Origin of the sequence: Neptunicoccus sediminis (assembly GCF_001719615.1) — a bacterium.
In the GTDB taxonomy this organism is placed as follows: Bacteria; Pseudomonadota; Alphaproteobacteria; order Rhodobacterales; family Rhodobacteraceae; genus Amylibacter; species Amylibacter sediminis.
The window spans coordinates 129,799-152,000 of record NZ_MDVX01000008.1 but is presented as its reverse complement, the minus strand read 5'-3'; the positions used below and the strand labels follow the sequence as shown (position 1 = coordinate 152,000).

The window sequence follows — 22,202 nt, the reverse complement described above, 5'->3', positions numbered from 1 at the left end:
CTGTCTCTAACGCAGGATGTGGTACAGAGAAAGAGGATTGCGGCGGGTAATGCTTGCAATTTGGGGAATTGGTCATATTAAGTTACCAAAACCGCGAGGAGTGTTGACCATGGAAATGCCTGTGCCAAACGGAGCGGTGATCGCGCGCAAGCAGCAGCTGGTCGCACGGTTGCAGGCGGTGCTGCCGCGAGATGCGGTGATCCACGAACCGCTTGAGACGCGGGTGTATGAATGCGACGCCCTGACCGCTTATAAATGTGCGCCACTTGCGGCGGTTTTGCCTTCCACCACGGCAGAGGTTTCGGCCGTGCTGAAAATCTGCCACGAGATGGGCGTGCCTGTGGTACCACGCGGGGCGGGCACCTCGCTGGCTGGTGGGGCCTTGCCCACCGCGGATTGTGTGATCCTTGGCGTGGCCAAGATGAATGACGTGCTCGAGACCAATTACGCCGACCGCTACATTCGCGTGCAGACAGGACGCACCAATCTGAGCGTGACCGGAGCGGTGGAGGAAGAAGATTTCTTCTACGCGCCTGATCCGTCCAGCCAGCTTGCTTGCGCTATTGCCGGCAACATCGGGATGAACTCAGGCGGGGCGCATTGTCTGAAATACGGGGTGACGACCAACAATCTGCTCGGGGTTACGATGGTTCTGATGGATGGCACTGTGATCGAACTGGGAGGCGCGCATCTGGATGCGGGCGGGCTGGACCTGCTCGGGGTGGTCTGCGGATCGGAAGGCCAGCTTGGCGTGGTGACGGAAGCGACCTTGCGGATTTTGCGCAAACCGGAAGGGGCGCGGCCCGTTTTGATCGGTTTTGACAGCAACGAGGTGGCAGGGGCTTGTGTTTCGGACATCATCAAGGCTGGTGTTCTGCCTGTAGCGATCGAATTCATGGACCGCCCCTGTATCGAGGCGACCGAGGCTTTTGCCAAGGCCGGATACCCCATGTGCGAGGCGTTGCTGATTGTTGAGGTGGAAGGATCGGATGCGGAGATCGACATGCAGCTTGGCGTGATCAGTGACATCGCGCGGCGGCACAATCCGGTGGAACTGCGCGAGAGCACCTCGGCCGAGGAAAGTGCCGCGATCTGGCTGGGCCGAAAATCCGCCTTTGGCGCCATGGGGCAGATCAACGATTACATGTGTCTGGACGGTACGATCCCTGTGTCGAGCCTGCCTTACGTTCTGCGCCGGATTTCCGAACTGTCAAAAGACTACGGGCTGGGCGTGGGGAATGTGTTTCACGCAGGTGATGGCAATATGCACCCGCTGATCCTGTTTGATGCGAATAAGCCGGGCGATCTGGAACTGTGCGAACAGATGGGCGCGGATATTCTGAAGCTTTGTGTCGAAGTGGGCGGCTGCTTGACAGGCGAACACGGCGTCGGGGTGGAAAAGCGCGATCTTATGCAGACCCAGTTTGACGCCGTTGATCTGGAGGCGCAGTTGCGGGTTAAGGATGTGTTCGATCCTCAGTGGTTGTTAAACCCGTCCAAAGTGTTTCCCCTGTCCGTCACGCAAGGCCGCCGCAGTCTGGCGGCCTGATCCGCCGCATTTGAATCCCAGCAGAAAGTCCACAGATGATCCGGCCCGAGAGTGAAGCAGAATTAAGCGCAGCGATTAGAGGGGCGACCGGCCCGTTGCGCATCATCGGCGGTGGCACCCGCAGTATCGGGCGTGCGCAGGGCGAGGTGCTGTCAACGACGGGTCTGACGGGGATTACCCTTTATGAGCCGGGGGCGCTGACCATTGTCGCCGGGGCCGGAACGCCGCTGGCAGAGCTTGAAGCCGCCCTAGCCGCAGAGAACCAGCGCCTGCCGTTCGAGCCGCCGCTTACAGGGGCACTGACGGGTGCAACGGGGCAGTCCACCATCGGCGGGGTGGTTGCGGCCAATGCCTCGGGGCCGCGTCGGATACAGGCGGGGGCCTGTCGGGACAGTCTGATCGGCGTGCGTTTCGTGGACGGGCGCGGTGATGTCATCAAGAACGGCGGTCGGGTGATGAAAAATGTCACCGGATATGATCTGGTAAAGCTGCTGGCGGGGTCCTATGGCAGCCTCGGGGTGATTAGTGAGGTGGCGTTTAAGGTGCTGCCCGGTGTGGAAGCAACGGCGACAGTGGTGGTGCAGGGTCTTGATGAGCAAAGGGCGGTTGAGGCCATGTCCACAGCGCTCGGCTCACCCTATGAGGTTTCGGGCGCGGTCCATGATCCGGCGCGGCAGATGACACTTTTGCGGCTGGAAGGCTTTGCAGAGTCAGTGGCCTATCGCAGCGGCAAACTCCAGCAGACGCTGGCACAGTTTGGCGATGTTTCTGTGGAGGACAGTGTGGATTGGACGGCGATCCGTGATGCCAGCCTGTTCGCAGGTGGCAGGGGCGATCTGTGGCGGATTTCGGTGAAACCCTCTGATGGCGCGGCACTGGGCACTTTGCTGGGGGAGGCGCCGCGGCTTTATGACTGGGGCGGTGGCCTGATCTGGGCCGAGGTGCCTTCGGGGTTCGATTTGCGCAGTGTCATGGGCGGTTTCAAAGGCCACGCGACATTGGTGCGGGGGCAGGGCTGTGGTCCGGTATTCCACCCCGAACCCGCGCCTGTAGCGGCCCTGTCTAAAGGGGTGCGGGCGCAATTTGATCCGCGCGGAATACTGAATGCGGGGATTATGGACTGATGCAAACCACCTTCACACCGGAGCAACTGGCCGATCCTTCCACGGCACGCAGTAACGAAATTTTAAGAGCATGCGTACATTGTGGGTTTTGCACGGCAACCTGCCCGACCTATCAGGTGCTCGGGGATGAATTGGACAGCCCGCGCGGGCGGATCTATCTGATCAAAGATATGCTGGAGGCAGGTCGCCCGGCGGATGAAAAAACGGTCAAACATATCGACAGGTGCCTGTCCTGTCTGGCCTGTATGACAACCTGCCCTAGCGGGGTGCATTACATGCATCTGGTGGATCACGCGCGGGCCCATATAGAGGAGACTTATAAGCGCCCGCTGATGGACCGTCTGCTGCGCTGGACACTGGCGCGAATTCTTCCCTATCCGGGACGGTTTCGTGTTGCCTTGCTTGGGGCAAAGATCGGGCGGCCTTTCGCGCGGTTTCTACCGGACCCGCGATTGCGGGCGATGCTGGAAATGGCGCCAAAACATATTCCTCCGGTCAGCCGGAATGACGACGCGCAGGTTTTTCCCGCCATTGGCACACGCAGGATGCGTGTGGCGTTGATGACGGGATGTGCGCAAAAGGCGCTGAACACGGATATTAACGATGCCACCATTCGCCTGTTGCGGCGGCTGGGCTGTGAGGTGGTGATCGCCAAGGGGCAGGGATGCTGCGGGGCGCTGGTGCATCACATGGGGAGGGTCGATGAAAGCCATATGGCCGCCGCGCAGAACATCAAGGTCTGGAGTGCAGAAATGGACCGTGACGGGCTTGATGCAGTGGTGATCAACACTTCGGGTTGTGGCACCACGGTGAAGGACTACGGCCACATGTTCCGCAATGATCCGCTGGCCGAAGATGCGGCGCGGGTTTCGGCACTGGCAATGGATGTGTCGGAGGTTCTGATGAAGCTGGACCTGCCGGAAGGCACGTCCAAGGGGCTGCGGGTGGCCTATCACGCGGCCTGTAGCCTGCAACATGGCCAGCAGATCAAGTCCCACCCGAAAACCCTGCTGAAGCGGGCCGGATTTGATGTGGTCGAACCCGCAGATAGCCACCTGTGTTGCGGCTCGGCCGGGACGTATAACCTGTTGCAGCCGGAAATCTCGGGCCAGTTGAAGGCGCGGAAAGTAGACACGCTGGAAGCAAAGCAGCCGGATGTCATTTCAGCAGGCAATATCGGCTGTATGATGCAGATCGGCAGCGGCACAGGCGTGCCTGTTGTCCATACGGTAGAGCTGCTCGACTGGGCCACAGGAGGTCCGAAACCGCCGGCACTGGCGGGCTGAGCAGGGCGGTCGGGCGTGGTTGCCTCAACCTTGACATAATTTTTCGTCGTACGGACATGTTTTAGACCAAGTGTTGGGACAAACTGGCAGGGTAGAACAACGGGTAGCTGTCATGATCGCGCGTCTTTTAGCCATATTTTCAGTCTTTTTTGCCACGCTCGCCACCGCCGAGAATGGCGACCCCCTGCGCAAACTGATGACCGCGGACGAAGCCCGCGCATGGCAGTCTGTCGGACGCGTCAACACCGCAAGCGGCGGTTTTTGCACGGGTGCCCTGATCGCCCCCGATCTGGTCCTGACCGCGGCCCACTGCGTGTTTGATCCCTACACCGGCAGGGTGCTCGATGCCGGCGAAATCACCTTCGCCGCCGGTTGGCGTCAGGGCCGTGCTGCGGCCCACGGCGTCGGGCGGCGCGTCGTTGTGCATCCTGCCTACGCCCATCAGGGATCGGCAGAGTTCAACAATGTGGGCCATGACATTTCCATCATCGAATTGCAGCATCCGATCCGCAACACCACCATCATGCCCTTTGAGCGTGCACCGCGTCCGACAATCGGCACTTCGGTCAAAGTGGTCTCTTACGGGCGCGACCGGGATGACTGGCCCTCGATTGAGGAACCTTGCGAAATCCTCGGCAAAAGCCTTTCCGTGCTGGTTCTGTCCTGTCTCGCCACCTTCGGGGCATCCGGTTCCCCGATCTTTGTCATGGAAAACGGCTATCCGAAAATCGCGTCCGTGATTTCTGCCAAAGCGACATGGAACAATCGCGAAGTGGCGCTGGGCACCTCGCTCGGCCGCCCTCTGGAAGAGCTAATGGGACAGTTAAAATCGGACAACGGCGTGTTCAAATCCAAGCGTCCTTCTTCCAAATCTTTAAGCGAACAACTGGGTCGCTCTGACCAGACAAGTTTTTTGAAGTACTGATCTTGAAAGGGTGAAACCCGACTCCTAGATTGTGTGTTACCGGATGCCCATAACGGGGTCCGGTGTCAGAAATCGGCCTGTCCATACCGGAAGGCCATACCTGAAGTATCGCTTCTTAAGGAGGATGTTTCCCTATGCGAACTTATGATTTTGCACCCCTTTACCGTTCCACCGTCGGCTTTGACCGTCTTGCATCCATGCTGGACCGTGCCATGACTGTCGATGTCAACACGAACGGCTACCCCCCCTACAACATCGAAAAAACCGACGAAAACGCCTACAGGATCTCTGTAGCTGTTGCAGGTTTCACAGATGACGAACTCTCCATCGAAATGCGTGATGGTCAACTGGTTATCTCCGCCAAGAAAGCGGATGCCGAGAGTGAGTCCGCTGACGTGACCTACCTGCATCGCGGCATTGCGTCCCGCGCTTTTGAAAAGCGTTTCCACCTTGCGGATCATGTCCGTGCCACTGGCGCGAAGACAGAAAACGGTATCCTGCATGTGGATCTGGTGCGCGAAGTGCCAGAGGCACTGAAGCCGCGGCGTATTGAAATCGCCGGTCCGGGCAAGGCGATTGAAGCCAAAGCCGATAAAAAAGTGACCAAGAAAGAAACTGCTTAAGCCAATTTCCGGCGCCCCTTTTCCTCCCCCTCGGGCGCCGGGAACCTGCCTGCCTCCCAATAGGCCGGCCAAGCCGTCGTGTAGCTCAACTGTCCCTTCTGAAGCTACACGACCTGTCATTGCAGAACCCCCGTTGTGAGACACAGCGGGGGTTGGCTTTTGCGCGGGTTGTCCGGTGGTGTTGGTTAATGAAGGCTGCTGTCCGGATAGCTTGGCTCTGTTCCGTTACGGCCGAGAAGCGCTAAGTCGAGCGACCGACATTTCCGCCACGAATGCACCGGTGACAGCAGCAAACCCCTCTAATTGATCAGATTGGCTGTTTGGCTAAGCGGATCCCGTAGCCGTGGCACCGCCGTTGCGCTGCGACCGGAAGAGCGATCATAGTGATTCGCTGAAAACCCGCAGAAGCTAGGGTTATGTATTGGTGAAATACATGGAGCAGATTCCACTGCAAGTAAGTATAGACCGACAATAATTGTAATGTTTTACAGGGTTCTAGTCGTTAAGTATGAAAAAATACTTAAAAATTGGAAAACGTGGTAAAATTTAACTCAATACTTTTTTAACCTCTTTAATCTCTCTTAGAGAACAGGGTGGCCAAAATGGTTTATTTTAAGATTAAATCTACAATTATGACCCTTGCAGTTGGTGGTCTTCTGGCGCTGACGGGTCCTGCAAATTCTGCAACTATGTCGTGCACCACGTCCGGCCCTGGAAATTCTGCTGCAACCCTATCGCTTACCGATGCGTTAGATGCGGCTTGTTTCAATGGGAACGATACAAACGACATTGGATCAACCTTTTCAATATTCGGCCTGACCAATTGGATTCTAGCCGATAAGAATGACGACGTTTCTTCAGGAGACCAAAGCATTACGTTCAATTCCGGTGTCGTCAATGGTTCGACTTCTGGTGCTTGGGGATTAACGTCCCTTGCGAGCGCGTCGAGCGTGATCATCAATCTGAAAGCAGGCAACGGATGGGCCTCCTTCCTTGTCGACACAACATCGGGGGCATGGACTTCCTCTAAGGACCTGTCACACGCGTCCATCTACTACCAACCCTTAACTCCCGTACCGCTTCCCGCCGCGGGCTGGTTGCTGTTGGCCGGTCTCGGGGGGCTTGCTGCGGTGAGGCGTCGTAAGAAAGCCTGATTTTCAAGACCTAATCCAACTGCGGCCCTGAAGTATCGTCAATCGGGGCCGCAACTTATGAACCTGCGATGCGAAAACAGGTGCATCGCTGCTTGCGGTCGTTCCGCCACATAAAAACGGATCGCCTCTTACGCGCCATAACCACGCCTTTCAGCGTAACAATCCGTAGTTGATACGTAAGGTTGAGCTTGTAACAGGCTTGTGCCTCGTGACATTAAATTCCCATAGACGTGATCCTGTCGGAAGTCGCATTTTTTGCTTCCGGAGAATTTCATAGCAAAGGGATTTGAGCATGGAACTAGAGCAAGACAGACCGTCCGAACCGGCGTTTCGTTGGTTGGTCGTTTTGGCAGCCGCCCTTTTGCTGGCGATTGCGATGGGGACGTTGGTTAATGGTATTTCGGCTTTTCTGCTGCCTCTGGAGGCGCATTTCGGGTGGAGCCGTGCGGATACTTCTGCCATCAATTCTGTCGGCTTGATCGGCATCGGATTGGGTGGCATCGGAATGGGGTTTCTGGCGGACCGAGTGCAGACCCGTACCGTCTGTCTGATCGGTGCCGTAGCGATGTCCGTGACCTTGGTAACATCTGCCTATGCGCAAACGCTCTGGCAGTTTTACGCGCTGTTTTTCGGCGCTGGTGTGTTTGGCGGTGGTGCGCTGTTTGCGCCGGTTATGGCGCTGGTCGGGCGCTGGTTTCAGACCGGCGCGGGGCTGGCCATCGGGATTGCCTCTGCGGGGCAGGCGATGGGGCAGGGGTTGGTGCCTTATGGCGCGGGGTATCTGATTGAGAATTTCGGCTGGCAGACTGCGATTACCAGTCTAGGGGTTCTGGCAGCCGTTACGCTGGTGCCGCTGTCGTTTCTGATGCGCGAACCCCCTGCGAAAACCCAGAACATTTCCCGCGCGGATAGCACGGACCGCCCGAGGCTTTCGCACTGGGTGGTGCTGCCTGCGCTGTCCATTGCGGTCTTGGGCTGTTGCGCGGGAATGGCTGTTCCCCTGATGCATCTTGTTCCCCTCATCCAGAGCGTTTGCGGCGTAGGGGCAGAGGCAGGCGGACCATTGTTGCTGATGTTAATGGCCGCAATCGGCGGGCGTTTGTTCTTCGGGCGACTGGCAGACCTGATCGGACCGCTGCGCGCTTGGATGGCGGCAACGGCATGGCAAACCGCCTTGATGCTCGGCTTTTTGATGCTGGGCACAATGCAATCTTTCTGGCTGTTTGCGCCGCTTTACGGTTTTGGATACGGCGGCGTTATGACGGGTGTTTTGATCTCTGTCAGAGCCCTGACACCGGAATCCCGCCGCGCATCAGCCACGGGCATAGTCCTTTCGTTTGGCTGGCTCGGACATGCGCTTGGCGGCTGGCAGGGGGGGCTGTCGTTTGATTTGACGGGTGCCTATACATGGGCTTTTGGAAATGCGGCGCTGTTTGGCCTGCTGAACCTGATGATCGTGATCACGATTTACTATGCGGCACATCGCAAATCGGCCGCCGCTGCGGTGTGACCAAACAGAAACCGGGCTGAACAGATCAGGCCGGTTATAACCACCTGTGTCGGTGGTACTCGTTCAAGGCAGCGGCGCATTGAAAGGGGCAGGTCCGGATCCGGTTTCGCCCTGTCATCTGCCGCTTTCGCAATTATCCGAACCAGCTTTTGAACCAGGCGCGTACGCCGCCTCTGGCGCGGTTTACATCCTCGCCCGCTTCCGCAGCGCGGATTTCGACCGCGTCCCAGCGTTCCTCTATCTGGGCCAGCGCAGGATCAATCTTGCGCCGTTTGAACCGTTGCACCAACCGGTAAAATCCCAGCATAAGCAGCCCGATGACCGCATAAATCACAAAGTTCGACCAAGGGATAATCCGTGCATCCGGACCCGAAACATCCCAGATTGTCACCGCATTTGGATAGATCGACAGGTATTCATTGCGCCAGCCGTAGTGTTTGATTGCCACCCATTCCGGCGCCGCACGGGTAGAAACCCTGTCCGCCGCTTCTGCGTGCAGGTTAGAGCTGTCCAGTTTGAAATACCACGGCCAGCCAAATCCGGTGTCTTCATTGCGAAAAACCATGATTTTGCCGTCGGGATAGACCGTGTTAATCAGGCGCAGGTCGCGGTTAACGTTCTCGTTGTTGCCGCTGTCGGTCTGGGCGTAAAAGATGCGGTTCCATTTGGAGAAATCCTGCCGGATAATTTCGGTTCCTGTCACCCGCACGATGTCGCGCTGTGGCAGCGTATAATGCAGGAACGCAAAGACCAGCGCGATCAAGACAATCCAGAAACCCCATTTGAACCAGCGCATATGGCCATCCTCACATAAAATTTGTCACATATAGCATCACGATCACCAGAATGACCGGAATAACGTAAACGCCCCAGATCAGCTTGCGCCGGAGCGACCCTTCATAGGCTTTCAGCCCGTCCTCGATGAACTGTTCACGGGGACCGGGATGTTCTGCGCCTTCGTCAAACTGCTTTTCCAGTTTCTCACGCCGCACAGAACGGGAGTACCATGACAGACAGATGTAGACGATTGTCATCAAAAACAAGCCGATAATGATTAATCTCACCCATCCGAACATTGGACTATCTCCGTTTTACCGCCCCCCAAGGGCCCACCAGTCGTATCATATCGCGGTCTTTATCGTCATCATCATCATCATCATCATCATCGTCGTCGTCGTAATCGTCGTCATCATCATCCTTGCGACGACCCCAAGGCTGGATTGCCGGCTTGCGGGCCTGCGGTTCTCTGGCAGGCGGGGGGGCGTCTATGGCGGCGTCATGGCCGAACAATTCCTCCCGCGCGCCGGCCTTGTCCATCATATAGGCAGAGGCCAGATATTCTGCCACAAAGTCCTTTTTGGCGTCCGACCATCCGGCATAGGCACGGTAGAAGGCTTCTTTGTGGCAGATGAACAACTGGCGCACATCCAGCGGGGCGAGTTCCGCCAGAAGCATGTTCACCAGATCCTTATCGGCGTGATCGCTGGCCCGTAACGTATAGAAATAGGCCGGATGTTCAGAGGTGATCCGCGGCCAGTCCCCCTGACCCCGCGCCCATTGCCACAAACGGTATAGCCCTTCGTATTCCTGTGGCAGATGGTGGAAATGTCTGCGTGCAAGCTGGCGCAGGGTCCTGCGATCCGGATTTTCAAACTGCTCACCTGATGCGGCGGCGGTGTCCACGACAATAAAATCGAGCTTTTGTTGCAGGATCGCAGCCACATCCCGCCCCCGCGCCGAGGTGATCGGCTCCACAAGGTTATTCGCTGCCAGGAAGGTCGCGATGTCATTGCGCTGGGTAAAATCCATTACGTATTCGACATCCCACTCGGATACGTCATCTACAACCTGCGCCGAAATTACGGCCGCCTCTTCCAAATCGCGGAACACGTACAGCCCGCCAAAATGAGAGGTGTAAAAGTTGCGCTGTTCAAAGCTGTTGTGGGTAAAGACGACCGGATTGCGGGTAATATCGCCGGTTTTCTTGCCGATCTCGATCATCTCGGCAATCAGCACATCATCCCACCACGCGTCCTCTTCCCGCAGGAAACGGTCGATTTTGCCTTGCAGGATTTTGCCATCCTCAACCGTAGAGGCCGTTGTGTCGGCCTCAACCTCTATCCGGCGCATGGCCAGCAGGTCGTTGGGACGCTGAACTGAAAACACAGAGTTCACCAACTCTCCGGCCACGGCATCCTTGGCGGTCAGCGCAAACAACTGATCCTCGTTTTCATCCATCCAACGCCGCAGGATGCTGCGCGAGGTAGAGAATTTCGCATTCAGCAGCGGCGCGGTCTTTTGCTCGGTGGACAGCACAATAAACTGCCGGTTGCATCCGTTGGGATTGAGGTAGAGATCATCGCCAAATTCATCCCCGATTTCAGGGGAATAGCCGGAAATATCCAGATGGAATTCCGTCAGCGCAGTCCGCCGCCCCGTCAGATGTTCCAGCGCACGGTTGTAGCGTTCCACCAAAGTGGGGGAGCGCACCTCAAACAGGTTCCCGAACATCAACCCCCGACGCACAAGACGCATCATGAGAGGGCACCCCGTAGGTCGGGCTTCAGCCCGACGAAACGAAACACAACGGATATTAAATCAAGGAAAGCCCTCAAACCTTGCCCTCCAGATACCGCCGTTTGGCTTCCTCGTTCCGCGCAAACTCCCGAACCATATTTTCAATCGCCACCTCGTCGGATTTATCTGCGTACCGGAACTCGGAATCGGCGTAGCGGTTGATTTCCTGAATGACCATCTCAACCGTGATCGGCTGGGCCAGTTCGGCGATCATTGCCTTTTTGGTCTCATAGTCCTTTGCCAGAAACAGGTCGGTATTCTCCATCCATTCATCCGGCAGTTCAAAATTCATCGCGCGGACTTTGACGGCATCCGTGATGTTCTTGATGGCGCGGCCGGTAAAGCGCGGATCGGCCTGCTGAATTCCCTTCAGATAGGTGCCAAGCTTGGCAATCGTATCAAGCGCACCAATTTCCGAAGTGACACGGTCAAACACGTTCAGCAACCCTGTTTCATGGGGTTTGGAATGGCTTTCATAGCTCGCCGCGACTGCCTTTTTGATCTGCTGGGCGGCAAAGAGTTCATGTTCCCCTGTCGGGATCGAATGGTTCTTGCCCATCAGCAGGTGCAGGATGTCGATGTAATCCTCGCGGGTTTGCGGCCCGTCCACCAGAAACCGCGCCCCCGCCCGCTGGCGCAGGGCATCGTCCACATTTTCGGGATAGTTCGAGAACATGCCAAAGGTACAATTGCCGCGCACCACGGTATTGGCACCGGCAAAGCTTTCCATCAGGACGGCGGTGATTTCCAACTGCCCCGCGCTCGACTGTCTGTCGCCCCGCTTACCGGCAAGCTGGTCGATGTCGTCGATTGTGCCAAAGCCGATCACCTTGGGATCAATCACGTTATTGATGAACGCCTTGGCGTTCTGGGCCGACTTCCCCTGATAGCTGTCAATCGAATCGGTGCTGAGGTTCTGATAGCGAAAGGCATAGCCCGCATTGGTGCAATAATCGTTAATCATCCCCGCCATCATCTGGATCAACGTGGTTTTCCCCGTGCCGGGCGCACCATCGCCCATAAAGGTAAAGATAAAGCCGCCCAGTTCGGCAAAGGGGTTCAACTGGCGGTCAAAATCATAGGCCATCAGCATTTTGGCCAGTTTCATCGCTTGATATTTGGCGATATGGTTGCCGACCACCTCGTTCGGCTTTTTGAACGTCATGGTCAGTTTGGTGGATTTCGCCTTATGGCTGGCGGTGAAGCCGTTGATCTCAAAATCATCCGCCTCTACGCGATAAGACACGGTCCGGAACGGCTCCAGCCGGGGCAGGGAGCCTGCCCGCAGCGCGACTTTTTCCATCAGCTTTTCGCAGAACGCCTGCACCACATGGACAACGCCCGCTTCATCCTTGGCAAATAGTGCAAGGTCCTGATCCAGCTCCCACAAGGCACCGTGTAGCGCCAGCTGCGGGTTGTCGGTCAGCACCTCTTCGACCTCGCCAATATCGACGGTGCCTTCACCTTCGGACGCCGCAGTCGAGGACAGCAGATAGGCCGCCGTATTGGCAAAAACATGCAGGGAAATGGCGGCAGAGGCTGCCAGAAGCTCTCCAAATGCGCCCTTTTTTGCAGGTGGCAGCGCTCCGGCGAGATTGTCTTTCAGCAGGGCCGAAAGACCCGTCTGGTCGGCAAACTGGTCGCTGACCACATGGGCCACCGCCAGCGCACGGCGCAGGGCCTGCAACACGCTGGCCTGTTTCGGAGAGGTCAGCGGATCGCTTTCATCCGCACCCTCGATCCGTTCGATCAGATGCACCCCTTCAGGTCGCGCCGTGCTGCGCGTCACCAGCCCCGGCGTGGTAGAGCGGAACCGCCGCCGCGTCCCGATCCCGCTGGAGCGTTCCTTTTGCGGTTCGCCATCCCGTTTCTGCGCCAGTCGCGGCGTATGATCGAACCCGTCCAGCATCGCCAGCGCCGCGTCATACTTGCCAAGGATCAACTCCTCTTTCAGTTCCATCAGATTGCCGGTTTCATTCATTGTCTCAAAATCCTGTCGTCAATTGTAACTGGCCACGCGCCCGCTGTTGCCCACGACGTATTTGCGCACATTGCGCATTCCCGCAGGGTCCCGATCCTTAAGCACCTGATAGGCCCGTTGTGGCAGGATCAGGGCGCGGTTCTGCTCGGTTGCGCCGGTCTGCTCTCCGCGATCTTCCAGATTGAAAATCTCCCGCTCGGCTGAGGAAAACCAGCCGGTTTTTTCCTCGGTGACAGATTTCGACCACAGGGTTTCCACCGTCCACGCCAGCGCCCAGTCCATGCCCTCCTGTCCGGCGGTTTCGGCCAGAACATCGCGCAACGGGCCGGTTTGTTCGGTGTAGGCGTGGGAATACATCGGCCCGATATGGATCCGGCGCAGTTTTTTCGGGTGCAGATCGTCGAAATCCTGATCAAACCCGGTGCCGATTGTCACCAGCTTTAGCCCCGACACCGCCTGCGCCATCAGATGGGCCTGCACCTGCGGCCAGCGCCGCTCATCCTGCACCAGCGGCGTGCGTCCTGAATCTTCCAGTTCCATCAGATAGAGCGCGGGTAGATTGGTCTGGCTGTCATAGCTTGCCCAATGCAACAGATAGCGCCGCCGCCCGTCGTCGATATTGCCCCGCCAGACCGCTTGGGGGTCATTGCCTGCATAAAACAGATCCCGCCCGGCCAGTGCCTCGTAGTAGAGCCGCTGGGACAGGGCGTATTGCAATGCGGTGGGGTGGGATTGCTCGTTCAGAATATGCCGCACCATCGCCTTTTTGATCTCTTCAGGCGACTGGGATGTTCGCAGGTGATGCTCTGCGTTCAGCGCATCATTTGCCATCTGCAAGAGTTCCTGAAACACCGGAAAGCCGCTGTCCTGACGGTCCACGGTCATCCCGTTGGGCAAGGCGCCAGAGACCCGCCATGTCATCAGATACTTGTAGGACAGCGCCGAAAACGTGTGGCTGAGCCGTGACAGGTAGTCCTTGATGATCTCTGCCTCGGCACGGCCCACCAGACCATCATCGCTGGACAGGTCCGTGACCCGCTCCAGATGGGCAATGATTTTCGCAAAATTCGCGAAATAGCGCCGCGTGCGGGCTGCGCCTTGCAGATATTCGTGATCAAGCGTCAGATCAACGTTCATTCAGACAGCCCCGCAGCGGAAAAACCTCTATGCGCCATAGAGGTTCTTATCGTGTTTCTCGACAATTTTCTCAAAACGTCGGGCAAAGCGTTCGTCGGATTTCGCCTTTTCCTCCAGCACCTTACGGGCAAAGACCATGTGATCCTCGTGCTTTTCCATCATTTCGGCCATGCGCTGGTTTGTAGCTGACCCAATCGCCGCCATCGCGGTTTGCGCCTCCTGATCTGTCTGCACGCCGATTTCGTTGATCTTATGGGCCACATCCTGCTGTTGCGCGGTTTTCAGGGACTTCGTCAGCGCATCGTATAAAACCACCCGCTGCTTGGTGTCTGTTTGCAGCTTGTTAATCAAAACCATCTGGGTAGCCGCCTGATTTTGCAGACTATCGACCCAGGATTTGCCCTTTTCGATATAGCGTTCCAGCGTCTGGGAGTTGGCCAGTTTGACCTGTTCGGCTTGTGCCAGCTCGTTATATTTGGCGTTCAGCGCCGCAAGTTCGCTTTCCAGCTTGGTGCGTGCGGCGGCGTCCTGCTCCATCGAGATCTTGTTTTCCAGCTCGATAATGCTCGGGTCCATCGCCAGCAGATCGGCCTTGATCTGTTCCAGCTCACCCACCACAGCTTCCCGTTCCGTCAGGGTTTCCTGCAAATTGCCTTCCACCCGCGTTTTATGTTCGTTCAAAACGGCAAGCTGGCTTTGCAACAGGTTCACAATCACATCCGATTTTGAAATTAGATCCTGCAGTTTGTCGTCAATACTGGCGGTGCGCATCCGTTCCTGCCGCAGACTTTCGGACCGCCCCTTGGAGAAGATCCCCACAAAGGTTTCCCAGCCGGTTTTCGTGCGCATCGCATCAAAATCCTGACTGAAGGCAGAGGTTACATCGTCCAGCCCCATGATCAGTTCAGCGATATTTGCATTCATCGCGTCCGAATGGGCGTGCACATCATCCAGCGAGGCGTTTTCTATATCAATCGAAATATCGTCGCCGGATTTCATCTTGTCCTGTGCTTGTTCCAGCTTGGAGGACATTTCCGAGATTTTAGACTGCGCTGCCTCCACCTGTGCCTGAGATTCCCTGATCTGCGCGTCAAAATCTGCCATCTTAAACCCTTTCAAAATCGTTTTGCTTCCGTTTATTTAAGAAGCATACTCTCCGATTATAATAGTTTTGCGGCGATTTATCGAAATTGTCGAGCGTTTCGCACCATCACCCCTGATTAAACCGCCCTTGCCTTGCCCCCGCCGTTTGATATGATCACCGCCAGAGGACGACCTCCTCCGCGGCTTTGCTGGCGGAGTTACTTATTGGAAAGGGACGACCCTTTAAGCACATCTAAAGGGAATTCCCATGCGTACAACTTTCGATCGTATCCGTCAGGCGCTTTTGTTTGAAGGACTAGCCCTGAGCATCCTCATCACTGTCGGTATTCTGTTTCTCGACCTTTCGCTTGCAGGGATTGGCGTGATTGCTGTTGCAGGCTCGGTTCTGGCGACAGTATTGAACTACGTCTACAACCTGATATTCGATCTGGTGCTGCAGTATAAAACCGGCAGCACTGCAAAATCCGTGCGTGCCCGCGTCATCCATACAGTGGGCTTTGAAACCGCAATGATGCTGATGATGCTGCCTTTTGTGATGTGGTGGCTCGAATTGCCCCTCTTTCAGGCGCTTTTGTTCGATATGTCCTTTACCCTGTTTTACCTGTTCTACACATTCGTCTTCACATGGGCCTATGACCTGATTTTCCCCGCGCCCGCCACGATCCGCGCGGTTTAACCGGACAGCAACCGGATTTGGCAGATCAAAGCGGTTTTGCGGCCTTGCCCTTGGGGTAGAAATCGTGTCACCTCGCCGCGGAAATGAACATGTTACCGGAGGAGCCCCGCATGCTTGATAAGACCGAATTGAAAAACCTCTTGAACGATCCTTCGCTCCTGTGCGCACAGGCATATGTAGCGGGGGAGTGGATCGACGCGGACAGCGGCGCCACCTTTGAGGTGAAAAACCCTGCCCGCGGCGATGTGTTGACCACATTGCCCGATCTTGGCATCGACGAAGTTAAACGTGCCATTGATGCGGCACAGAAATCCCAAAAGGAATGGGCCGCCCGCACCGGCAAGGACCGCGCCGCGATCCTGCGGAAATGGTATGATCTGATGGTGGAAAACGCCGATGATCTGGGCCGCATCCTGACGGCCGAGATGGGCAAACCCTTTGCCGAAGGGCGCGGCGAGATCCTCTACGGTGCCTCTTTTATCGAATGGTTCGGTGAGGAAGCCAAGCGCAACTACGGCGAAACCATTCCGGGCCACCAGCCTGACAAACGCATCACCGTGATCAAACAACCCGTGGGCGTTGTGGCCTCGATCACGCCGTGGAACTTCCCCAATGCGATGATCGCGCGCAAAGTGGCGCCCGCTCTGGCGGTCGGCTGTACCTTTGTCGCCCGTCCCGCAAAAGAAACCCCGCTTTCGGCACTGGCTATGGCACTGTTGGCTGAACGGGCCGGTGTCCCCGCAGGCGTGTTCTCGGTCGTCACCAACACCCGCGCCTCCATTGTGGGCAAGGAATTCTGCGACAACCCGATTGTGCGTAAACTGACCTTCACAGGCTCCACCGAAGTGGGCCGCATCCTGATGGAACAGGCCGCAGGGCAGATCATGAAAACCTCGATGGAACTGGGCGGCAACGCACCGTTCATCGTGTTTGACGATGCTGACCTCGACAAAGCGGTTGAGGGCGCGATGATCTCTAAATACCGCAACAACGGCCAGACCTGCGTTTGCGCCAACCGGATTTACGTACAAGCCGGCGTCTATGATGCTTTTGCTGAAAAGCTGGCCGCTGCGGTTGAGAAAATGACCGTCGGTGATGGTCTGGAAGACGGCGTCACGGTCGGGCCGCTGATTTCTGAAGATGCGGTGGAAAAGGTCGAAGAACACATCAAGGATGCCACCGACAAAGGCGCAAAAATTGCGGCAGGTGGCAAGCGCCACGCCCTTGGCGGCACCTTCTTTGAACCGACAATCCTGACCGGCGTAACCTCTGACATGATGGTTACAAACGACGAAACCTTCGGCCCGGTTGCGCCGTTGTTCAAATTCGACACCGAAGAAGAAGTGGTCGCAGCCGCCAATGACACGATTTTCGGTCTGGCGTCCTATTTCTACTCCAACGACCTGTCCCGCGTACACCGTGTACAGGAAGCACTGGAATACGGGATGGTTGGCGTGAACACCGGCCTGATCTCAACCGAACTCGCCCCGTTTGGCGGCGTCAAACAATCCGGCATCGGTCGCGAAGGCTCGCGCCACGGCACCGAAGACTACCTCGAAATGAAGTATATCTGCACCTCGATTTAAGTCAGAAAACCCAAAGAGAATACCGCGCCCCAACCGGCGCGGTTTTTTTGAGTCCGCAAACCTTCAATGTTCCGAATAATACTCCCGCCGGAGGCCCGACATCCGGCCCAAAAAAAGCCCCGCAAACTGTTGCGGGGCTTTTCGTTTTTAAGGGCAGGCCGGTTTACGCCAGAGAGGAGTCGATCCCCTGACAGGCGGCTACCAGACCTTTAACCGCGTCGACAGATTTGTCGAACATGGCTTTTTCGTCTTTGTTCATGTCGATTTCGATGACTTTCTCGATGCCACCAGCACCGATCACGGTTGGCACGCCAACATACATCCCGTCGAGCCCGTAAGCGCCTTCCACGTTTGCTGCACATGGCAGCACGCGCTTCTGGTCTTTCAGGTAGGCTTCGGCCATTTCGATAGCAGAGGCCGCAGGCGCGTAGAAAGCAGAGCCGGTTTTCAGCAGACCAACGATTTCAGCACCGCCATCACGGGTGCGCTGGACGATGGCGTCCAGTTTGTCCTGTGTGGTCCAGCCCATTTTTACCATGTCCGGCAATGGGATACCTGCAACGGTGGAATACCGTGTCAGCGGCACCATCGTGTCGCCGTGGCCGCCCAGAACAAAGGCAGTTACGTCTTTAACGGACACTTTGAACTCATCCGCAAGGAAGTGACGGAAACGGGCGCTGTCCAGAATGCCAGCCATGCCGCAGACTTTTTCTTTTGGCAGGCCAGAAAATTCGCGGAGTGCCCATACCATCGCGTCCAGCGGGTTGGTGATGCAGATCACAAAGGCGTTCGGTGCGTGTTTCGCGATGCCTTCGCCAACGGATTTCATGACTTTCAGGTTGATGCCCAGCAGGTCGTCGCGGCTCATGCCGGGTTTGCGGGCAACACCGGCTGTTACGATGCACACATCTGCACCAGCGATATCTGCATAGTCATTTGCGCCGCTCATGGCTGCGTCATAGCCATCAACAGGTGCGGCTTCAGCGATGTCGAGCGCCTTGCCTTGTGGAATACCTTCGGCAATGTCGAAAAGGACAACGTCGCCCAGCTCTTTAAGGGCTGCCAGGTGGGCCAATGTGCCGCCGATCTGGCCTGCGCCGATCAATGCAATCTTTGCTCTCGCCATGTTTCAAACTCCCGTGTGATGTGAAACTCGACCGTGTGCTACCGCCATTGGGTAGGCAGAGCAAGGCACATTTGGGCCGCTTTGGGGGAGTTATCCTTAACGTAGACGGCTAAGGCACTGTGATAAAACAGTTATTCTGTGAAGCCGGGCATCGGGCTGGCGGGCGTAAACCTGCGGTCACTTGCATGCCGTTGTATACATTTGATTCGGATTTGGACAATTCCGTGTAGCGGAGCCACCCGACAAAGGGGGCGGTGTGGCTCCGGTTGGTGTCGGGATCAGGCTTTTTCCCCGTCCTGCGCAGGGTCGTTCACGGACTCATAGGACTCACCGGCGGCGACGAGGCAGGTCATTCCGTCGGGCCGCGTGATCACGATGGTCCAGCTACCGCTGTGCGCACTGGCAAACACCTCTATCACGCCGTTATTCGCGGCCAGACCAATAGAGCGCCGCGTCTCGCCGTATTTGGTCTGAAGCCTCTCCACAACCCGCGTGCGTTCGGCGCAGCTGGCCGGTTGGGACTGGGCCGCGCTATGGGCCAGAATGACGCCGAGGAACCCCAGCGACAGGGCGAAAAGGAGTTTTTGCATCTGTTGTCTCCGTTCTTTCAACGGGGGGTGGCGAAACCGGCCTTGTCCGTCTTGATCTGCGCCAGCGACCCGAAATTGGTCTGATGTGATCACAGGGCTGCTTCCGGTCTATATTCAGGCGGCCAACCGGCCGGCCCGTTCCCCTGTGACGGTGTGCGTTCAGATTGGACCGAAAAGCGGAAAAAAATGGTTAACGGCGCGGACTCTCCGGCTAAAACCGGACACGCTGCGCAAGAATGCTGCGTAACTATGGCGCATTCCGGTAGTATTGTTGCGCGGCCTTGTTGTGTTGCACGGAAAACTGTGGTTGATCCTGAACCCGAAACCGACCTTCCTTTTGACCGGAGCCGCCAAGATGACCGCTGAAAACCGCCCGTATCGTTCTGTTCTTTACATTCCGGGGTCCAAGACCCGTGCGCTGGAGAAGGCACAAACACTGCCAACGGACGGGATAATTTTCGATCTGGAAGATGCGGTCGCCCCCGAAGCCAAAGCCGAGGCGCGGGGCCATGTGGCGGATGCTCTGCGGGATCTGGATTATGGCAACCGCGCGTTGCTGGTGCGGATCAACGGGTTTGAAACCGAATGGGCGATGGATGATCTTGATACGATCCTGCCGGCCGGCCCCGAAGCGATCCTGCTGCCCAAAGTCTACAGCGCAGCGGACATCGAAAAGCTGGCGACAATTCTGGACGGGGCAGAGAACTGCGCCCACACAAAGATCTGGGCCATGATGGAAACACCTCTGTCCATGCTGAATGCCCGCGAGATCGCAGCCGCGCCGCGCATGGCAGGTATGGTGCTTGGCTCGAACGATCTGATCAAGGATCTGGGCGCGCAAACCGATCCGGCACGCACGGCGCTTGCGGCGTCCATCGGTCTGTGTCTGCTGGCGGCACGGGCCTACGGGCTGATCTGTATCGACGGTGTCTATAACGCCTTTCGCGATGTGGAAGGCTTGCAGGTCGAACTCGACCACGGGCGCTTGATGGGGTTTGATGGAAAATCCCTGCTGCACCCGGACCAGCTTGCCCCGACGAACACCGCCTATCGTCCCTCCGAAGCAGAGATCGAGCTGGCGAAACGCCAGATGGCGGCCTTCAAGGAAGCGGAAGAAAGCGGAAAAGGCATTGCGGTGCTGGATGGCAAGATAGTAGAGAATCTGCACATCGTAACCGCACGCGCGCTGTTGGCCAAAGCGGATGCCATCGCAGCCAGTGAAACCTGAGGGATACCCCCATGACGCTTCTATATCTTGGCATTGCCATCTGGATACTGGTCCATCTTTTCAAAAGGATCGCACCGGAAGCACGGGCGGCCATGGGCCGCGCTATGGGGCAGGGACCAGCCAAAGGCGTTATCGCCGTGTTGTTGGTGATCTCCATCGTGTTGATGGTGATCGGCTACCGCGCTGCACCCTATGATCCGGTCTACGCGCCGCTTGCAGGGATGGGCCATCTGAACAACCTGCTGATGCTGGTTGCTGTCATGTTGCTGGGGGCGGGGTCTTCCAAGGGTAAAATGCGCAGTTGGTTCCGGCATCCGATGCTGCTGGGCGTGATCGTCTGGTCCTTTGCCCACCTTCTGGTAAACGGCGATTTTGCTTCTGTGGTGCTGTTCGGCTCTATGGCGCTCTGGGCTGTGGCTGAAATCCTTCTGATCAACCGCGCCGAGCCCACTTGGGCACGGCCTGAACCCGGCCCGATCAAGGGCGACATTCGTCTGCTGGTCATCGCGCTGGTGCTTTACGCCATCATCGCAGGCATTCACGTGGCATTGGGCCACAATCCGTTTTTGGGAACTTACGCATGATTGTTTACCGTCTGATCACCGAGGATGACACCTCGCAATTCTGCCACCGCGTGACCGAGGCCCTGTCTAAAGGCTGGTCGCTGCATGGCTCTCCCTCCTATGCGTTTGACGGCGCAAATGGCGTGATGCGCTGTGCGCAGGCTGTCACAAAAGAAAGCGATCAGGACTATTCGCCGGATATGAAACTGGGGCAGGCATAAAATGGTAAAGACGAACGCAGGCCGCTTTTTTGAAGATTACACCGTCGGGGAGACCATCCACCACGCGGTGCCACGCACGATTTCAGGGGGGGAACGCGCACTATATCACGCGCTCTATCCGGCCCGCCATGCGCTCTATTCCTCGGATGAATTTGCCCGTGCCAGCGGACTGCCCGCCGCGCCACTGGATGATCTGGCCGCCTTCCATGTCGTCTTCGGAAAGACCGTGCCGGATGTATCCCTGAACGCGCTGGCCAACTTGGGCTATGCAGAGGGGCATTTCCTGAAACCGGTGTATGCCGGCGACACCCTGCGCACCACGTCCGAGGTGATCGGGCTAAAGCAGAACTCCAACGGCAAAAGCGGTGTGGTCTGGGTCCATTCCAAAGGCTTTAACCAGCGCGACGAAGTGGTGATCGATTACAAACGCTGGGTGATGGTGCGCAAACGGGATCTTGATGCCGCAGCGCCCGAAACCGTCCTGCCGGAACTTAGCAGTGTCATTGATGCGGCTGATCTGACCATTCCGGACGGACTGGATTTCAGCGCTTACGATTATGCCCTTGCAGGTGAACCTCACCGTGCCGCGGATTATGAGGTGGGCGAGAAGATCAACCATGTGGACGGTGTCACCATAGAGGAAGCCGAACATATGATCGCAACGCGCCTGTGGCAGAATACAGCCAAGGTACATTTTGATACGTCGGCCCGACCGGATGGCACGCGGCTGATCTATGGCGGTCATGTGATTTCCATGGCCCGCGCCCTGTCGTTCAACGGTCTGGCCAATGCGCAGATGATCGCGGGGATCAATGCCGGTGCCCATGCCAACCCCTGTCTGTCAGGGGATACAATCCGCGCATGGTCCGAAGTGCTGGATAAATCCGAAACCTCTGCAAAAGGGGTCAGCGCAATCCGCTTGCGGTTGGTTGCCACCAAAGGCGACAGCGCGGATATGGAACTGCGCGGCACAGACGGAAAGTACCGTCCCGACGTGCTGCTTGATCTGGATTACTGGGCGCTGATGCCATCCTGATATTCCGGACTGGCCCTGCACGCGGCGCGGTCCGGATTTGGATATTTTTCCCAAAAAGAGCCCTGCCGGTTGGAACAGAGTCGGCAGGGTTCCATTTTCTTCAAATATCCTCGCCGAAGGCGGATGCGCGACCGCGCGGCGCAGGGAGTCTATTTTGTGATCACGAAAATATTGCTGTGATCACAAAATCGCGAAAACCGTGGCAA

General features: G+C 57.0%; 21 protein-coding genes. 13 read left to right on the top strand and 8 right to left on the bottom strand.

Annotation, left to right across the window (positions count from 1 at the left end):
* Positions 1 to 109: 109 nt before the first annotated feature.
* From BFV97_RS09610 to BFV97_RS09580, 7 genes are all read left to right on the top strand, one after another.
* Positions 110 to 1,549 (top strand): FAD-linked oxidase C-terminal domain-containing protein, encoded by a 1,440-nt coding sequence (locus BFV97_RS09610; RefSeq protein ID WP_069300144.1) that lies wholly within the window; start codon positions 110 to 112, stop codon positions 1,547 to 1,549.
* Positions 1,550 to 1,587: 38 nt separating this feature from the next.
* Positions 1,588 to 2,673 carry an FAD-binding protein gene (locus tag BFV97_RS09605; protein WP_069300284.1) on the top strand — a complete coding sequence of 362 codons (1,086 nt, stop codon included), beginning with the start codon at positions 1,588 to 1,590 and terminating at the stop codon, positions 2,671 to 2,673.
* On the top strand, positions 2,673 to 3,959 hold the full coding sequence (gene glcF, locus BFV97_RS09600) for a glycolate oxidase subunit GlcF (protein WP_069300143.1): 1,287 nt from the start codon (positions 2,673 to 2,675) through the stop codon (positions 3,957 to 3,959). Before BFV97_RS09605 ends, glcF begins: the two co-directional genes overlap by 1 nt.
* Before the next feature lie 112 nt (positions 3,960 to 4,071).
* A complete protein-coding gene (locus BFV97_RS09595; RefSeq protein ID WP_069300142.1) occupies positions 4,072 to 4,884 on the top strand; it encodes a trypsin-like serine peptidase in 813 nt (270 codons plus the stop codon).
* Between the two features lie 134 nt (positions 4,885 to 5,018).
* Complete coding sequence (locus BFV97_RS09590) at positions 5,019 to 5,507, top strand: Hsp20 family protein (RefSeq protein ID WP_069300141.1); 489 nt, start codon at positions 5,019 to 5,021, stop codon at positions 5,505 to 5,507.
* Between the two features lie 602 nt (positions 5,508 to 6,109).
* Positions 6,110 to 6,661, top strand: coding sequence for a VPLPA-CTERM sorting domain-containing protein (locus BFV97_RS19045; protein ID WP_069300140.1), 552 nt, complete (start codon positions 6,110 to 6,112; stop codon positions 6,659 to 6,661).
* 292 nt (positions 6,662 to 6,953) lie between these two features.
* On the top strand, positions 6,954 to 8,171 hold the full coding sequence (locus tag BFV97_RS09580; RefSeq protein WP_069300139.1) for an MFS transporter: 1,218 nt from the start codon (positions 6,954 to 6,956) through the stop codon (positions 8,169 to 8,171).
* Positions 8,172 to 8,304: 133 nt separating this feature from the next.
* Here BFV97_RS09580 and BFV97_RS09575 read toward each other — a convergent pair whose 3' ends face one another.
* The 6 genes from BFV97_RS09575 to BFV97_RS09550 all read right to left on the bottom strand — a co-directional run bounded on the left by BFV97_RS09575 (position 8,305) and on the right by BFV97_RS09550 (position 14,970).
* Positions 8,305 to 8,967, bottom strand: a complete 663-nt coding sequence (locus BFV97_RS09575; protein ID WP_069300138.1) for a DUF1523 family protein — start codon at positions 8,965 to 8,967, stop codon at positions 8,305 to 8,307.
* Positions 8,968 to 8,977: 10 nt separating this feature from the next.
* Positions 8,978 to 9,247, bottom strand: coding sequence for a hypothetical protein (locus BFV97_RS09570; protein WP_069300137.1), 270 nt, complete (start codon positions 9,245 to 9,247; stop codon positions 8,978 to 8,980).
* 4 nt (positions 9,248 to 9,251) lie between these two features.
* Complete coding sequence (locus BFV97_RS09565) at positions 9,252 to 10,709, bottom strand: DUF6638 family protein (protein WP_069300136.1); 1,458 nt, start codon at positions 10,707 to 10,709, stop codon at positions 9,252 to 9,254.
* 73 nt (positions 10,710 to 10,782) lie between these two features.
* Entirely contained in the window at positions 10,783 to 12,729 is a 1,947-nt protein-coding gene (locus tag BFV97_RS09560; protein ID WP_069300135.1) for an ATP-binding protein, read from the bottom strand.
* A gap of 18 nt (positions 12,730 to 12,747) precedes the next feature.
* On the bottom strand, positions 12,748 to 13,866 hold the full coding sequence (locus BFV97_RS09555; RefSeq protein WP_069300134.1) for a hypothetical protein: 1,119 nt from the start codon (positions 13,864 to 13,866) through the stop codon (positions 12,748 to 12,750).
* A gap of 27 nt (positions 13,867 to 13,893) precedes the next feature.
* A complete protein-coding gene (locus tag BFV97_RS09550; protein ID WP_069300133.1) occupies positions 13,894 to 14,970 on the bottom strand; it encodes a coiled-coil domain-containing protein in 1,077 nt (358 codons plus the stop codon).
* A 247-nt stretch (positions 14,971 to 15,217) separates the two neighbouring features.
* Between BFV97_RS09550 and BFV97_RS09545 the strand changes: the two genes are divergently transcribed.
* Together BFV97_RS09545 and BFV97_RS09540 are read left to right on the top strand one after the other, a co-directional pair.
* Positions 15,218 to 15,646: a PACE efflux transporter gene (locus tag BFV97_RS09545; RefSeq protein ID WP_069300132.1), complete on the top strand. Its 429-nt coding sequence runs from the start codon at positions 15,218 to 15,220 to the stop codon at positions 15,644 to 15,646.
* 110 nt (positions 15,647 to 15,756) lie between these two features.
* Complete coding sequence (locus tag BFV97_RS09540) at positions 15,757 to 17,232, top strand: NAD-dependent succinate-semialdehyde dehydrogenase (protein ID WP_069300131.1); 1,476 nt, start codon at positions 15,757 to 15,759, stop codon at positions 17,230 to 17,232.
* Positions 17,233 to 17,395: 163 nt separating this feature from the next.
* Here the strand turns inward: BFV97_RS09540 and mdh are convergent, their stop codons facing one another.
* Together mdh and BFV97_RS09530 are read right to left on the bottom strand one after the other, a co-directional pair.
* Positions 17,396 to 18,358: a malate dehydrogenase gene (gene mdh / locus BFV97_RS09535; RefSeq protein ID WP_069300130.1), complete on the bottom strand. Its 963-nt coding sequence runs from the start codon at positions 18,356 to 18,358 to the stop codon at positions 17,396 to 17,398.
* A gap of 278 nt (positions 18,359 to 18,636) precedes the next feature.
* Complete coding sequence (locus BFV97_RS09530) at positions 18,637 to 18,948, bottom strand: hypothetical protein (RefSeq protein ID WP_069300129.1); 312 nt, start codon at positions 18,946 to 18,948, stop codon at positions 18,637 to 18,639.
* A gap of 355 nt (positions 18,949 to 19,303) precedes the next feature.
* Here BFV97_RS09530 and BFV97_RS09525 point away from each other — a divergent pair, with 355 nt between their 5' ends.
* From BFV97_RS09525 to BFV97_RS09510, 4 genes are read left to right on the top strand one after another with little or no spacing between them, the layout of a single operon-like run.
* A complete protein-coding gene (locus BFV97_RS09525; protein WP_069300283.1) occupies positions 19,304 to 20,176 on the top strand; it encodes an HpcH/HpaI aldolase/citrate lyase family protein in 873 nt (290 codons plus the stop codon).
* Positions 20,177 to 20,187: 11 nt separating this feature from the next.
* On the top strand, positions 20,188 to 20,760 hold the full coding sequence (locus tag BFV97_RS09520; RefSeq protein WP_069300128.1) for an NnrU family protein: 573 nt from the start codon (positions 20,188 to 20,190) through the stop codon (positions 20,758 to 20,760).
* Positions 20,757 to 20,960, top strand: coding sequence for a DUF1737 domain-containing protein (locus BFV97_RS09515; protein ID WP_069300127.1), 204 nt, complete (start codon positions 20,757 to 20,759; stop codon positions 20,958 to 20,960). The genes BFV97_RS09520 and BFV97_RS09515 overlap by 4 nt, the downstream gene beginning before the upstream one ends.
* 1 nt (position 20,961) lies before the next feature.
* Positions 20,962 to 21,996, top strand: coding sequence for a MaoC family dehydratase (locus tag BFV97_RS09510; protein WP_069300126.1), 1,035 nt, complete (start codon positions 20,962 to 20,964; stop codon positions 21,994 to 21,996).
* The last annotated feature ends 206 nt before the right edge of the window (positions 21,997 to 22,202 follow it).